Source organism: Rossellomorea aquimaris TF-12, from assembly GCF_001648555.1.
Classification (GTDB): domain Bacteria; phylum Bacillota; class Bacilli; order Bacillales; family Bacillaceae_B; genus Rossellomorea; species Rossellomorea aquimaris.
Genome location: NZ_LQXM01000013.1, coordinates 1 through 14392, shown reverse-complemented (window position 1 = coordinate 14392; position 14392 = coordinate 1). Strand labels below are relative to the sequence as shown.

Annotated in this window: 18 protein-coding genes and 1 riboswitch; of the genes, 14 read left to right on the top strand and 4 right to left on the bottom strand. The window is 34.7% G+C overall.

Features of this window, described 5'->3' with window-relative positions; genetic code table 11:
• Positions 1-127, top strand: a riboswitch (FMN riboswitch). This riboswitch is flagged as partial in the annotation.
• Between the two features lie 153 nt (positions 128-280).
• Positions 281-850 carry an ECF transporter S component gene (locus tag IQI_RS01740; RefSeq protein WP_064090990.1) on the top strand — a complete coding sequence of 190 codons (570 nt, stop codon included), beginning with the start codon at positions 281-283 and terminating at the stop codon, positions 848-850.
• A 97-nt stretch (positions 851-947) separates the two neighbouring features.
• Here IQI_RS01740 and IQI_RS01735 read toward each other — a convergent pair whose 3' ends face one another.
• A complete protein-coding gene (locus IQI_RS01735; protein WP_048005917.1) occupies positions 948-1196 on the bottom strand; it encodes a ferredoxin in 249 nt (82 codons plus the stop codon).
• Positions 1197-1423: 227 nt separating this feature from the next.
• Here IQI_RS01735 and IQI_RS01730 point away from each other — a divergent pair, with 227 nt between their 5' ends.
• From IQI_RS01730 to IQI_RS01700, 7 genes are all read left to right on the top strand, one after another.
• Positions 1424-2482, top strand: coding sequence for a helix-turn-helix domain-containing protein (locus IQI_RS01730; protein ID WP_064090991.1), 1059 nt, complete (start codon positions 1424-1426; stop codon positions 2480-2482).
• Entirely contained in the window at positions 2472-3956 is a 1485-nt protein-coding gene (locus IQI_RS01725) for a RecQ family ATP-dependent DNA helicase (protein WP_064090992.1), read from the top strand. Before IQI_RS01730 ends, IQI_RS01725 begins: the two co-directional genes overlap by 11 nt.
• An 11-nt stretch (positions 3957-3967) precedes the next feature.
• Positions 3968-4567 carry a CPBP family intramembrane glutamic endopeptidase gene (locus IQI_RS01720; RefSeq protein ID WP_064091061.1) on the top strand — a complete coding sequence of 200 codons (600 nt, stop codon included), beginning with the start codon at positions 3968-3970 and terminating at the stop codon, positions 4565-4567.
• Entirely contained in the window at positions 4560-5249 is a 690-nt protein-coding gene (locus IQI_RS01715; protein WP_064090993.1) for a LysM peptidoglycan-binding domain-containing protein, read from the top strand. Before IQI_RS01720 ends, IQI_RS01715 begins: the two co-directional genes overlap by 8 nt.
• A gap of 162 nt (positions 5250-5411) precedes the next feature.
• Positions 5412-5936: a phosphatase PAP2 family protein gene (locus IQI_RS01710; protein ID WP_064090994.1), complete on the top strand. Its 525-nt coding sequence runs from the start codon at positions 5412-5414 to the stop codon at positions 5934-5936.
• Between the two features lie 51 nt (positions 5937-5987).
• Positions 5988-7136 (top strand): glycosyltransferase family 4 protein, encoded by a 1149-nt coding sequence (locus IQI_RS01705; protein WP_064090995.1) that lies wholly within the window; start codon positions 5988-5990, stop codon positions 7134-7136.
• A 111-nt stretch (positions 7137-7247) separates the two neighbouring features.
• Positions 7248-7703 carry a DUF2663 family protein gene (locus IQI_RS01700; RefSeq protein WP_064090996.1) on the top strand — a complete coding sequence of 152 codons (456 nt, stop codon included), beginning with the start codon at positions 7248-7250 and terminating at the stop codon, positions 7701-7703.
• Positions 7704-7814: 111 nt separating this feature from the next.
• Here the strand turns inward: IQI_RS01700 and IQI_RS01695 are convergent, their stop codons facing one another.
• The 3 genes from IQI_RS01695 to IQI_RS01685 are packed head-to-tail and all read right to left on the bottom strand — an operon-like array spanning position 7815 to position 8902.
• Positions 7815-8384, bottom strand: a complete 570-nt coding sequence (locus IQI_RS01695) for a manganese catalase family protein (RefSeq protein ID WP_064090997.1) — start codon at positions 8382-8384, stop codon at positions 7815-7817.
• Positions 8385-8414: 30 nt separating this feature from the next.
• Positions 8415-8675, bottom strand: coding sequence for a spore coat protein CotJB (locus tag IQI_RS01690; protein WP_064090998.1), 261 nt, complete (start codon positions 8673-8675; stop codon positions 8415-8417).
• A gap of 5 nt (positions 8676-8680) precedes the next feature.
• Complete coding sequence (locus IQI_RS01685) at positions 8681-8902, bottom strand: spore coat associated protein CotJA (protein WP_156509810.1); 222 nt, start codon at positions 8900-8902, stop codon at positions 8681-8683.
• Between the two features lie 154 nt (positions 8903-9056).
• Between IQI_RS01685 and IQI_RS01680 the strand changes: the two genes are divergently transcribed.
• The 6 genes from IQI_RS01680 to IQI_RS01655 all read left to right on the top strand — a co-directional run bounded on the left by IQI_RS01680 (position 9057) and on the right by IQI_RS01655 (position 14221).
• Positions 9057-9692, top strand: a complete 636-nt coding sequence (locus IQI_RS01680; protein WP_064091000.1) for a CBS domain-containing protein — start codon at positions 9057-9059, stop codon at positions 9690-9692.
• A gap of 89 nt (positions 9693-9781) precedes the next feature.
• Positions 9782-10159 (top strand): hypothetical protein, encoded by a 378-nt coding sequence (locus IQI_RS01675; RefSeq protein WP_064091001.1) that lies wholly within the window; start codon positions 9782-9784, stop codon positions 10157-10159.
• Positions 10152-10907, top strand: a complete 756-nt coding sequence (locus tag IQI_RS01670) for a metallophosphoesterase (RefSeq protein ID WP_064091002.1) — start codon at positions 10152-10154, stop codon at positions 10905-10907. The genes IQI_RS01675 and IQI_RS01670 overlap by 8 nt, the downstream gene beginning before the upstream one ends.
• Before the next feature lie 95 nt (positions 10908-11002).
• The gene (locus IQI_RS01665) at positions 11003-11914 is read left to right on the top strand and encodes a MerR family transcriptional regulator (RefSeq protein ID WP_064091003.1); all 912 of its coding nucleotides are present in this window, start codon (positions 11003-11005) and stop codon (positions 11912-11914) included.
• Between the two features lie 74 nt (positions 11915-11988).
• Entirely contained in the window at positions 11989-12573 is a 585-nt protein-coding gene (locus IQI_RS01660; RefSeq protein WP_064091004.1) for an adaptor protein MecA, read from the top strand.
• A gap of 370 nt (positions 12574-12943) precedes the next feature.
• Entirely contained in the window at positions 12944-14221 is a 1278-nt protein-coding gene (locus IQI_RS01655) for a Glu/Leu/Phe/Val family dehydrogenase (RefSeq protein WP_064091005.1), read from the top strand.
• Positions 14222-14392 lie beyond the last annotated feature (171 nt).

The window sequence follows — 14392 nt, the reverse complement described above, 5'->3', positions numbered from 1 at the left end:
CTTCGGGGCAGGGTGAAATTCCCTACCGGCGGTAATGAAACGAGTTTTTCTAAGCCCGCGAGCCTTTTTGGCAGGATTTGGTGTGATTCCAAAGCCGACAGTATAGTCTGGATGGGAGAAGATGAAGGTTTTAGCCAAGACGTTTTAATTTTGGGAAGTTAGACGTTTATTTGGGTATGCCTTACACTCTCCTAGATCGTATTTATCTAGGAGTTTTTTAATGCTACGCAAGGCTAGACTATCTTCTAAAGAGATGAATCTCCTAAAAGGAGAGAGGTTTATGAAGAAAATGAATACACGTATGTTTGTAACAGTCGGCATGTTAAGTGCTATTTCTTATGTATTAATGCTTTTTAACTTCCCAATTCCGCCATTTCCACAATTTTTAATGGTTGATTTTAGTGATGTTCCTGCTTTGATTGCCACCATAACATTAGGCCCAGTTGCAGGAATATTAGTTGAATTATTTAAAAATGTAATTGATTATGTTTTAACAGGGAGCGATACAGGGATACCGATAGGGCATGCAGCTAACTTTGCTGCCGGCGTTCTACTCATCCTTCCTACCTATTATATTTATTCACGTTTTCAATCAAAGAAAGGCTTATTGATTGGCCTTATTACAGGTACAGTTGTAATGAGTGTTAGTATGGGGATACTCAATTACTTTATTTTCTTACCTGCTTATAAATATTTTATGAATTTTGAGCTTCCTGCAGAAATTATTGTTACGGGAATTATACCATTTAACATATTAAAAGGAATTCTCGTATCCGTTGTTTTCATCTTATTGTTTGTTCGTTTGCAAGGATGGTTAGCTAGACAAACATCAATAAATAAAGCTGCATAATATATATAATGAAATCCAATTGGTACAAATACCAATTGGATTTTTTTATGGTGAATAAGAAAAAGCGATTGGACATTAGCCAATCGCTCGATACTTACTATTCAAATTTAAGCGCATCTCCATCAAATGGTTCGTCAGCTACTTTAATGGAATCAGTAGGGCACCCTTCAAATGCATCTACCATGTCATCTTCTAAAACATCAGGAACCTCTACTGTTCCTTGATTATCATCTAACGTCACAAATGCAATACCTTCATCATCATAGTCATAGATATCTGGAGCAGCCGCTCCACATGCACCACAGGCAATGCAAGTATCTTTATCAACGATTGTATACTTTGGCAAAGAAAAAACCTCCCGAATCAATATTCTATATAATTAATCATTATACATAGCGATAATTAGTGAAAAAATCACTCAACTTATATTTTATATAGGATTGTATAACATTTCAATAGTTAGGTACTTTCTTTTCTTTATTTTTATCCTATCTGTGTAAATCAAAACATCGATTCCGGACAAATTCATGGTACAATATTTGACAATAACCTACAAACTAAGGAGTAAGATAAGTGAAATATCTTAATTATGTTATTTTGTACTGCTTAGAGAAGGTACATGAAGAACGGTCAATATATTCGGTCTTTCATATCTTAAAAGGGAAAAAATCTTCTCAATCGATCCAGGATACTCATCTATTCGAATTGCAGCCTTTTTTTCTGTCATTACCAAAGCTAAAACGGGAATTTTTTAACGAGAAAGTAAAAGAACTTGTATCAGAAGGTTATTTGCACATATCAGAAAATGAAATAGGAACTCTAACTTTAAAAGGTGAAAAAATATTGAAAAGTGAACTACAGACGGCCTTTTTTCCTAAAGATATGAATGGGCTTCTATTTGGTGATCAATGTCAATTGTTTTGGAAAAGGTTAAGTTTACTCGTTCAAGTTCTTTCAAATGTAAAAAACAAGGAATCCATTTATTATCCAGTACAACGCTCTAGAGGGGTGCAAGACTGGGTGAAAAGATTTTTAAGAGCTCATAGCAGTGAAGAAAATATTTCTCTTACGATATATAAGGAATTGAAACAAGTCCTGAATTTACAATTAGGAAAGGATGATCCCTCAATCTTTGTTCATCGTTTAACTGGATTTGAAGACTATGGATGGACGGAATCACAAGTTGCAGAAAAATTGAAGATGCATGAAGAAGAATATCGTTTTCGATTTCTCAACTTTATACACGGAATACTTGTTGAACTGACAAAGCACCCGGAGACGTATCCAATATTGTATTCCATGAGTATAAAAAGTGATCAAACAGAAAGCCTGACGATTTCTACAGCTAAAACATTTGATCTTCTCAATCGTGGTTTTAGCTTAGAGGAAATTGCAAGGATTCGTAACCTGAAGCAAAACACGATAGAAGACCATGTAATTGAAATACTATTAACGAAGGAAAAAATTAATACTGAGAAATTTATTAAAAAAGAAGATATTCATGAAGTAAATAAAGTAATGGATTCTTTAGAAACAAAACGATTAAAAGCCATTAAAGAAAAGATACCGGAGCTATCCTATTTTCAAATAAGAGTTGCTATAACAAAGGCAGGTGATAGGAATGAATCTTAAAGAAACACTTAAATCTCATTTTGGCTACACCTCATTTAGAGCGGGACAAGAAGAGGTTATCACATCTGTCTTAAACAGAAAGAACACATTAGCCATGCTCCCAACAGGTACGGGAAAGTCATTATGTTATCAACTACCTGGATACTTGATGGAAGGGACGATCCTTATTGTTTCTCCTTTGCTTTCCTTAATGCAGGATCAAGTGGAACAAATGAAGGTGAATGGTGAAAAACGGGTAATTGCCCTAAACTCATTCCTGCCATTTCAAGAGAAATTGAGAGCAATGGAGCAAATTCACTTGTATAAGTTCATTTTTATTTCACCTGAAATGTTAGTAAGGGAACACACTTTGCAGACTATTCGAATGTTAGATATTTCATTATTAGTAATCGATGAAGCTCATTGTATTTCCCAATGGGGTCCAGACTTCAGACCTGATTATTTGAAACTAGGTGAAATTAAAGGCATTTTAAATAATCCTACAACCTTGGCTTTAACTGCCACTGCAACGCAAGAAGTAAGGGAGGATATAAAACGGGTCTTAAAAATAGAAGATGCTTATGAAAAGGTATACTCAGTTGATAGAGGGAATATTTCATTATTTGTGGCACAAGAAAAAAATCATCAAGGAAAATTAGAAACCCTTCTAAAGTTTGCAAAAGAATGGCAGGGTGCGGGAATTATCTATTTCACCAGTAAAAGAATGGCGGAGGAAGTTTCTTATTGGTTAGGTAATAATGGTGTGTCGGGTGTTGCTCATTATCACGGTGGTATGGAGCAAGAAGATCGGATATTGATACAGCAACAATTCTTATCAGGTAAACTTCGGGTTATTTGTGCTACCTCGGCCTTTGGAATGGGTGTCAACAAAGAAAATGTCCGATTTGTTATTCACTTCCACTTTCCGTCTAGTATAGAAGCCTTTCTTCAGGAGATGGGTAGAGGAGGAAGAGATGGTGAAAAAAGTATATCTTTAGTACTCTATACAGAACAGGATTTTTCTTTGCCAACACAACTTATTGAAGGTGAACTACCAGACGATTTTCAAGTAGAGAATTATGTTGAAAAACTGAAAACATTATCACCGAAAGAACTTATCGAATCGTTACAACTTACAGAAATTCAATTTCGCTTCATGGATTTTTATTGTAATCGACTTGCTTTAAATGATAAAAATAAGGTAGAACAAAATAGATTAATAGAAAAAATCAAACAAGTAAGAGACGATCGTTTACAATACAAGAAGGAAAAACTTCGATCCATGATTGAATGGTTACTTTCCCATTCATGCAGAAGACAATGGTTACTTCATTATTTTAAAGAGCCAATATTAAAGAAACCAGCATTCTGTTGTGATAACTGTGGATATACTTTATCAGGGTTCAATGATTTGATGTCACAAAAAGAACTAAATCATGATTACATTCAATGGTCAACTTGGGAAAAAAGATTAGAAAAACTATTATTGGGATAAGTGGTAATGATATGAAGAAACAAGGCGACATAATTAAACAACTTACTAAAAAAGAATTAACATTTCATTTGTATTTTACGCAAATTTTACTATTAACGATTTCCTTTGTTTTAGGTATATTTTTATATGATGAATGGACTGAGTTTTGGGGACAGTTTTATTTTTCGCAGGAAATATTGACTATCGGAATGACAAGTGGTTTGCTTGTAGTGTTGTTAGACATATTCTTAATGAGGATTTTACCTGTAAAATATTATGACGATGGTGGGGTTAATGAGCAAATATTTACAAATAGAAACACTCTCGAAATTGCTCTGTTAGCACTTATCATTAGCGTTAGTGAAGAAATTTTATTTAGAGGAGTAATCCAATTTCATTTTGGGATTATTTTGTCCAGTCTTATCTTTGCAATTATCCACATTAGGTATTGGGCTCATTGGTTCTTAATGATAAATGTCATCATACTTAGTTTTTGGATCGGTTGTGTCTATGAATATACTAATAATATCGTTGTAACGATTGTCATGCACTTTGTTATTGATTTTTTATTAGGATTATATATGCGTTCAAAGGCTGGACAAGTAAGTAAAGAAGGGATGTCTCATGAGTAAAGACCCATATAGAGATCAAGCAGCGAAACTTAAGCAGAAGATTGAAAGAGTTCAAGATGACGTAACACCTAAGAAGAGAGAACCATTACCTCCTAGGGGTGAGCTGCATAGAGAAAAGAAGAAAAAAAATAAATGGAAAATAAAATACCCAATGATTAGCATGTTGCTCTTATTTTTTATTCTGCTGCCATTAACCGTTTTTAGCATTTATTCTTACTTCGATAGCAGAACTGGCCCTTTACTTGCGTTGACTGGAGAAAACAAAGGACTTGAAGAAGTTCAATATGACGAGAGTAATGATCAAGAAGAGAATGAGCTTTCAAGTTCTGAGGAGAGTGACTCTTCCCCTACAACGACTGTAGAAAAGGAAGAAGATGTGACGACTCCTTCAAATGGTACAGAGAAGAAGCAGGAAGATTTAAAACAACCAGATAAAGGTTCATCCAGTACGAATCAAGGTAAAGATGGTGGCGAACAACCGAAAGATGATGCGCAACCTGAACCCGAAGAGAAACAAACACAAAACATTGTATATCATAAAGTTCAACCACAGGAAACACTTTTTCGCATTGCTATGAAATATTATCATTCTCAGGCTGGAATTGAGAAGATTAGACAAAGGAATAATATACAAGACAATGAGATTCAAACAGGTCAAGTATTAGAAATTCCATTAGATTAATAAAAACTCACCTCTTAGACACATTCGGAGGTGAGTTTTTTGTGCAATCTTTATTGACACCCCTTAACAATATTGAATATAAATCTTTACACTACTTTATTAGTGTAATTACAAAAGTAAAATATAATAAAAGTAAATATAAAGTGAAATGGGGTTGAATGAATGGAAAGAATGATTACTCGCTTTCAAAAAGTAGACCATCTGTTGTTTTATAAAATCAATGGGAGTAAACAACTTTATCGATCATTCTTTGGATTCGTTACACACTTGGGTGGAGCTAGATTTACAATAGGAATAATGCTTCTATTGTTATTACTAAGTATTCAGCAACCTTTATTGAATCAAACGTCCTTAGTGGCTGGTTTTTCCTTAATCTTTAGTCATGTCGTCATGTCAATAATAAAGAAGATGGTGAAACGAATTCGTCCATATCTTACTTTGCCAAATGCCATGGTTCACGGATATGCCTTTAAGGATCATTCGTTCCCCTCTGGACATTCAACGGCGATTTTTTCAATCACAACTCCATTTATGATTCAGTATCCATCGTCTATCTTGATTCTTTTACCAATAAGTTGGGTAGTGGCATATTCACGTGTGGTATTAGGTGTTCATTATCCCTCAGATGTTGTTGCGGGTGCACTGCTTGCGATTATCACTACAATTGGTGTCACCTTTATGATTTAGATGTAGCTTTGGTTTAGAGTGATCTAATACTGTATAAGGGGGAAATGAGAAATGCGAGTTGCCTTATTTTCAGATACGTATTATCCACAAGTCAATGGAGTTGCAAGAACGTTAAAGCGATTAACAAATCACTTTGAAAAAAGAAACATTGAATATAAAGTGTTTACACCCGATATACAAGAGAATAGGGAATCATACCCTAATGTATATTCTTTCACCAGTTTTCCTTTTCTTTTTTATCCAGAATGCAGAACAGCCATTGCAAATCCAAAAACCATTCAAAAACAATTAAAAGATTTTTCACCCACTATTATTCATGTGACTACACCTCTTACCATGGGTTTGTATGGAATTAGAGGAGCAAAAAAAATGAATATCCCCTTAGTTTCTTCTTATCATACTCATTTTGACTTATACCTTGACTATTATAAAATGACGTGGATTTCATCTCTTCTGTGGAAATACATGAAATGGTTCTACTCTCAGTCCGATAGAATCTTTGTCCCTTCACCTGAAACGCGAGATCATCTCCTTAACCAAGGATTTTCTGATCTATCCATTTGGGGTAGAGGGGTTGATTGCCAAGGATATTCTCCTACAAAACAAAGCAATCGGCTTAGAAAAATGTATAACATATCTAAAAAGTATATTTTTCTATATGTTGGTCGATTAGCACCCGAAAAAGACTTAGAAACCCTCGGAAAAATAATAAAAAATCTTTCACCCTCCATTAAAAACAAGGTTCAATGGGTCATAGTGGGGGACGGACCTATGAAGAATGACTTAATGGACAAAACAAAAGAAGACAAAGTCATTTTTACCGGTTATGTAACAGGGGATGACCTGGCAGAAATATATGCTTCGTCTGATTTGTTTGTATTTCCATCTGCTTCAGAAACGTTTGGTAATGTTATTTTGGAAGCTTATGCTTCAGGTTTACCAGCAGTGGTGGCAGATCAAGGCGGGGTAACCAACCTTGTAGAGCATGGAAAAACAGGAATGATTTCTAAAGCTCATCAGTATGAATCTTTTATTGAAAATATCGAAGAACTTCTCAAAAATGAAAGTGTATTTAAACAAATGAGTATGAACGCTCTTCATTTGGCTGAAAAACAATCCTGGGATAAGATTTTTGATGAATTAATTTTTGACTATGAAGATGTTTGTTCCACAGGGTTAGAACAGCAAATGTGGGGGTGAGCTCATTTGATAAGAATCAATGGATAAGGATCTTTTCAGGTCCTTTTTTTGTTTCCTAGTCTATTTAAATGGACAAGTTCATAAAATATTTGGGAAGGGAGGAGGAGTAAGATGCACAAAGTAATAAATGAGATTGGGGACTGGACAGACCTTGCTACGAAACAAATGTTACACAATTTAATAGATCGAAAACAAAAATTTGATAAAGCTAAAACAATGCATATGTATACTCTTTATCTAACTATATTTCTATCATTTTTCTTTCTATATTATTTATCGAAATATGTACTTGCACCATATTCCTATTCTTTCTCTGCTATGCTTTCTGTCTTTGTTTCGAATTCTCTTCATTTATATATATTATTAATAGTAGTAGCTCTTTTCGGTGCTACGAAAGTACTGTATGAAAAAAAAGAGAAAAAAGAAAGTGAATACCACGCATTACGGTGTGAGGTTATTGATCGAAGTAAAGATTTATGGAAAGAGGATGCCTGGAGGATGAGACATAAGGTTTTTGAGAAAATGAAAACTGAGCATGATATTAATCTATTTCATGGAAGTAAATAATAGTGCAAATCAGTTTGCCGATCTTAAACATAGAATAAGACCATCGAAACAATGGAGTATTCATACTCATAAATGTTTCGATGGTCCCAACTATTCAAAGTAAGCTATTTTTTAGTAAAATTGCTTTTTATCCCTTTCGTCCTTTAATATTTCAACAGCTTCTCTAAAGCGTTGAGAGTGAATAATTTCCCGTTCTCTAAGAAAGCGGAGACCGTCATTTAAATCAGGGTCATCACTCATGTTTATAATCCATTGATACGTTGCCCTTGCTTTTTCCTCTGCTGCGATATCTTCGTATAAATCAGCTATTGGATCCCCTTTTGCCGCAATATAAGAAGTCGTAAAAGGAACTCCGGCTGCGTTTTGATAGAAAATGGCATTATCATGGTTTACATAATGAGGATCTAATCCTGCCTCCTTCATCTGTTGGGGGGTAGCATCTTTTATTAATTTATAAACCATTGTCGCAATCATTTCTAAATGGGCAAACTCCTCTGTACCAATATCGGTTAATAGACCTATTACTTTATCAGGAATACTGTATCGTTGATTAAGATAGCGGAGTGCAGCTGCTAATTCCCCATCCGCCCCACCATATTGTTCAATTAAGAATTTTGCTAGTTTTGGATTACAAGTACTAACTCTTACGGGGTACTGTAGCTTCTTTTCGTAAACCCACATAACGTTTCTCCCCACCTTTTTATGAATGAATTATACCTGCCAGGGCCATGGAGCGTCTTTCCAATCCCAAGGGTAATTTGAATAACTGTATCCATAATGTGTTAAAGGTCCAAATTCTTTTTCGAATTTCTTTTTAATTTGTTTTCTGGTTTTGATATACATATTGTATTGAGAGATAGCGTCATAGTCGTCTGGGTGCGTATCGAGGTAAAGGGTAAGGTCTACTATGACAAAATCAACGGCTTGTAACTCCTCCATGATTTCATAATAATGAGCTGGAAGTTGATTCATGGTCATTATTCTCCCTTCATTTTTTCATAAGGGCTGTAGTAGGGGTCATAAAACACTTTCCATAGTGTCCCCTTCCGTAAAGCTTCACTTGGTGAGTATTGTTCTAAATTAGGTGGCTGAAATCCCAGATATAGATTAGGAGGTGTAGAATATACTTTTCGTGTAATGGGCTTACAAGGGTCAAATGGACTTACATAAGGATAATAAGCTTTATAAAAATCGTGCACACAAATCCCTCCTGAATAGAAAAACCTTCGTAACAACATATGAGAATGAATAGAGGAAAATGTTAATAAATTTATTTCCCTAAAATAAAAAGGGATACGGAATGAAAGTGTTGAATGTTATAAAGTGTAGGATATTAATAAAGAGGTGGTTCAAATGTTTGTAAAAAGTGCCATGATTCCGAAGCACAAATGTTATGTGGTGAATGAAAACGATTCGATTGAAAAAACATTAGAAGTATTAGAGCATCATAAAATCGATGGAGTTCCAGTTCTTTCAAATGAAGAGTATGTAGGAGTTTTAACTCGTTACAACATCTATCAAAGCTTCTTCCTTTCTGGAATGGAAAAAGATACTTTTCTAAAAGAGAAGAAGGCGAAGGATATTGCAACCTATCAAGAAAAATATTTGACGGATAGTGATGTATTTGAAAATACACTGGTAGAGTTGAAAGATTTCCCTATTCTATCAGTAGTCGATGATAATAAAAAATTTCTGGGATTAATTACTCGATATGATGTTTTAGATCAATTCAGAAGTGCTTTTGGTATGGATCAAAAAGGAATTCGAATCGCCTTTACCTCTGTTGAAACAGAGGGAAGAATTGCTCGACTTGGAGATATTATTCAACAATACTCCGAATCAGTCATTTCAATGGTAACCTTTGATGAATCTGATAAGTTATTAAGAAGAATTGTCTTGAAGGTGGAAAAGAAAGACAATATGGATAAATTTATTAACAAATTAGAAAAATCAGGATTTAGAATTCTTCACATCCAAGAAGATGAATAAGTAAATTCCATCACAATGAATCAACACGGTAAGATAAATTTCCTGTATGAAACGAAATCCCTCTCATAAGATTTATGGGAGGGATTTTTTTGATTAATTATTTCATTAAACTGATAGTTTCATTTCTAATGGGGTACTTATTTATTAAATGGTTTCCTAATGTAGAAGAGAATTCAGAAATAATTATACAATTAGTTTTAAACCCTGTTCAATTTTTTGCTGCTTCAACAGCCTTTATGATTGGGCTTATGATACAAGGCAGCTTACTAAAGATAGAAGTGTATTCCATCTTTCTATTGATGAGCGGGAAAATACATAAAGGGTTGTATATTATACCTATTCACGTGGCGATGATTTATTTGTTAACGTTTTTTGGAATATGGCAAGCGATGATTTTTTCCATTTCAGCTGTTATTTATGGTATCATTTCTATAGATTTTCACCGTCAAGGAGGCCGTCATGCTTGAATTTATCAGTGTAATGTTTCTAGGGGGAGGGATTCTCCTCCTTTTTATGTTTTATGAAGCTCATAGGAATGTGGTGAAAATAGAGAATGTAAAGCTTCCTGCATTTCCAAAAAAATCACCACCATTATCAATATTTTTTATTTCTGATATACATAAGAGAAAAGTCTCAGACAAAATCATTGATAAAGTAAAGGTAAAAGCAAATATGGTTATTATAGGGGGCGACCTTCTCGAGAAGGGAGTTTCATGGTCAAAAATAGAAGAGAATTTGGATAAGCTTTTATCAATTGGTACGGTTTACTTTATTTGGGGGAACAATGATTATGAAGTGAACGGAGCGAAGCTTAAAGAAATGTTTACAAAGAAGGGAGTCATAGAAATCATCAATGACTCTATTCAGCTCCCAAACAGCATTAATTTAATTGGAGTAGACGATGCAAGTCTAAAAAGGGCTGATTTTGCTAGAGCAATAAAAGAGGTAAACCCTAAAGACTTTAACATATTAATTAGTCACGATCCAAGACTGGTAAATCAAGTCAGAATAGAGCACGGTATTGATATTACGATGAGTGGTCATACTCATGGTGGACAGATTCGATTATTTGGTTGGGGATTGTATAAGAAAGGAAGTATTGAAAAACTTCCTCAAACGGTTTTATTAGTAAGCAATGGATACGGAACGACTGCATTACCATTAAGGTTAGGTGCACGAGCAGAAACACACTTAATCACACTTAATGCTGATTAAATGCACAACTGTTATTCATTACCTATACAAATTTTACACAAATACGTTTCTCGATTATAATTTTGGAGAATAGAGTGTTATTTGGGGGACTATTAATGAGCAATGATAATAAGGTTGAAGGCAAATATAATATAAAGGCTGTGTCAACAATTCTTGGTATACAGCCGGGAACGTTAAGGGCATGGGAAAGAAGATATAACATTATTGCTCCGGTGAGGAATGAATCTGGCCATCGCCTTTATACAGAAAAACATCTTAATATATTAAAGTGGTTAGTAGAGAAGGTTAATCAAGGTTTTACCATCAGTCAAGCAGTCGCTCTGTTGGACAAACAAGAAATAGAAGACAATGAAATGACGACTTCTGAACAAAAAGACCGAACAAAAAATATTTCAGATGATCTTATGAAAGCATTACTTAGTTTTGATGAATCAAAAGCTCATGAAATTATTAATCATTCTTTTACAATTTATACAATTGATAAAGTCGTAATTGATATTTTGGGTGGGTTACTTGTAGAGATAGGAAACCTTTGGGAAAATGGTGAAATCTCAACTGCCCACGAACATTTTGCTACTTCGATTCTAAGATCCCGCATAGGGATTATTATGCATTCATTTCCACACAATGGTATCCTGCCTAAAGTAGTGGCAGTATGCGGACCAGGTGAATGGCATGAACTTGGTTTATTAATCTTTACTCTTTATGTTAGAAGAAAGGGGTTCGAAGTGATTTATTTAGGGTCGAGTATAAAAGAAAATGATATCGATATCGTTTTAGATGAAATTGACCCTAAATTTCTATTTTTCTCCTGTACAATGAGAGAAAACATTGAACACTTACTTTCTTTAGTCTCTTCATTAAAAGAAGAAAGAGATGGATTAGAGATAGGGATTGGCGGTTTTGCTGTTGACCAGTTATCTAAAGAAAAGAAAGAGGAGTACTTTGAACACATTGTTGGACAAACGAAACCAGAGTGGGAACTATGGTTAAAAAGTAAAATATAGCACCTGCATGCACTGATTTGTGCCCCCTACATAATATGATGATAAATCGTCACTCTCATGGGGGGGTACAAATAATGAAGCTAGAAAGAATTTCAGATAATAAAATAAAGTTTTCCATTGGTGTAGAAGAACTGGAACAAAAAGGACTCTTTGAACAGGACCAGTGGAAAGATTCATATATTTGGCATGATCTTTTTGAAGAAATGCTTGATGAAGTACAAGGGAAATTTGGAATCGAAACTCAAATGGAAATCACAGTTGAAATTGAATCCTTTGATGAAAAAGAAATTTGCATGATTCTCACTCTAGAGAGCGATGAAGAATTTTTTGATTGGGAGCATGATGTTGAATCCATTTCACCACAAAAAGAACTGGATATATTAATTCAATTTAGTGAGTTTGACCCTGTAGTTGAACTATTAAAAAGATTAAGCCATTCACTTAATATTAAAGATGATTCCATCTCAATAGAACTTTATTCGTATGATGGTCATTATTATCTCCTCTTTGAAGATTTGATTGAAAAGGACTTTCTTCTCATTGACCCGTTCTCCTTTGAATATGGGGATAAACCAAGAAATACTAAATATGTTTTAAAGGAATACGGGCACCCAATCCTAATAAAAAACACCTTAAGTCAAATTCTTTTATATTTTTAATTCACCTTTCTATAACCCCTTCAAACAAAACTTTTAAGCCTATATTCTTAAATTAAGCATAGATCAAACAAAACGTTTCCTACTTACCCCTATAAAGAAATAAAAATAGTCAGACGAAATTATTATAAAATAGGTACAAAATAGTCTAAGTGGTACCAAAAAAAGAAGGGTGTGCCTTTTAGGGACCGCTTAGAACCCCTCTCTGTGAGATTCATGGTACATCGTTTTTTTATAAATGACAGCGTTTTCAAAAAAGTTTAGTTTTTTTTATTTTCTTTCTTTGCAAGAGGAAACCAAACGTGTATACTATGTCTTGAAAGCGGACAAGATTTTACGATTTACAGTGAAATATACTGGGAGGTTTACATAAATGGTAGCCGAAAAGGGGAAAGAAAATCATCAAACATCAGATAAACATGATGTGTTGAAATCTACGCAAACGGTTATTCACCTTGCGCTTGATAAATTAGGTTATCCTGAAGAAGTTTTTGAATTGTTGAAAGAACCTGTAAGAATGTTAACCGTTAAAATACCCGTGAGAATGGACGACGGTAAAGTTAAGGTATTTACAGGTTACCGTTCCCAACATAATGACGCAGTTGGGCCCACAAAAGGTGGAATTCGTTTTCATCCTAATGTGACAGAAAAGGAAGTAAAAGCACTCTCTATATGGATGAGTTTAAAATGCGGAATTGTTGATTTGCCGTATGGTGGTGGTAAAGGTGGAATCATTTGTGATCCACGGGATATGTCTTTCAGAGAATTAGAACGATTAAGTAGAGGTTATGTTCGTGCCATTAGTCAAATTGTAGGTCCATCTAAAGATATTCCAGCTCCAGATGTTTTTACCAACTCTCAAATAATGGCTTGGATGATGGATGAATATAGTCGAATAGATGAATATAATTCACCAGGATTTATCACAGGTAAGCCACTTGTTCTTGGAGGGTCCCACGGTAGGGAAACGGCAACTGCCAAAGGTGTGACGATTTGTATACGAGAAGCTGCAAAGAAAAAAGGAATAAAGCTTGAAGGAGCAAGAGTCGTTGTTCAAGGGTTTGGAAACGCAGGTAGCTTCCTAGCAAAATTCATGCATGATGCTGGTGCAAAAGTAATTGGAATTTCGGATGCCTATGGCGGTTTACATGATGTAGATGGCTTAGACATAGATTATTTACTTGATCGAAGAGACAGCTTCGGTACTGTAACGAAATTATTCAATAACACAATTTCAAATCAAGAATTATTAGAGCTTGATTGTGATATCTTAGTCCCGGCAGCCATTGAGAATCAAATTACTGAAGATAATGCACACAATATCAGGGCGAGTATCGTAGTTGAAGCTGCTAATGGACCAACTACATTAGATGCTACTAAAATCCTTACAGAAAGAGGGGTTTTATTGGTACCAGATGTTCTTGCTTCATCTGGAGGAGTTACCGTTTCATACTTCGAATGGGTACAAAACAACCAAGGATACTATTGGTCTGAAGAAGAAGTGGAAGAGAAGCTTGAAAAAATACTCATTAATTCATTTAACAACGTTTATGATACGGCTCAATCAAGAAGAGTAGATATGAGACTTGCTGCTTACATGGTAGGAGTAAGGAAAATGGCAGAGGCTTGCCGCTTCAGAGGTTGGATCTAAGAACTCCTTTAAGAATAACTGTGTTTGGACTGATTAACATAGACAAAAGCGAGAATTTTGTCAATGTGTTTAATAGTAATACAATTTACGAAAAAAGCTTCATAAATAAGCAATGGGAGAGACTAACGGTCTCTCTCATTTTATATTTTAGGCTCTTTTCGTAAACTTTGT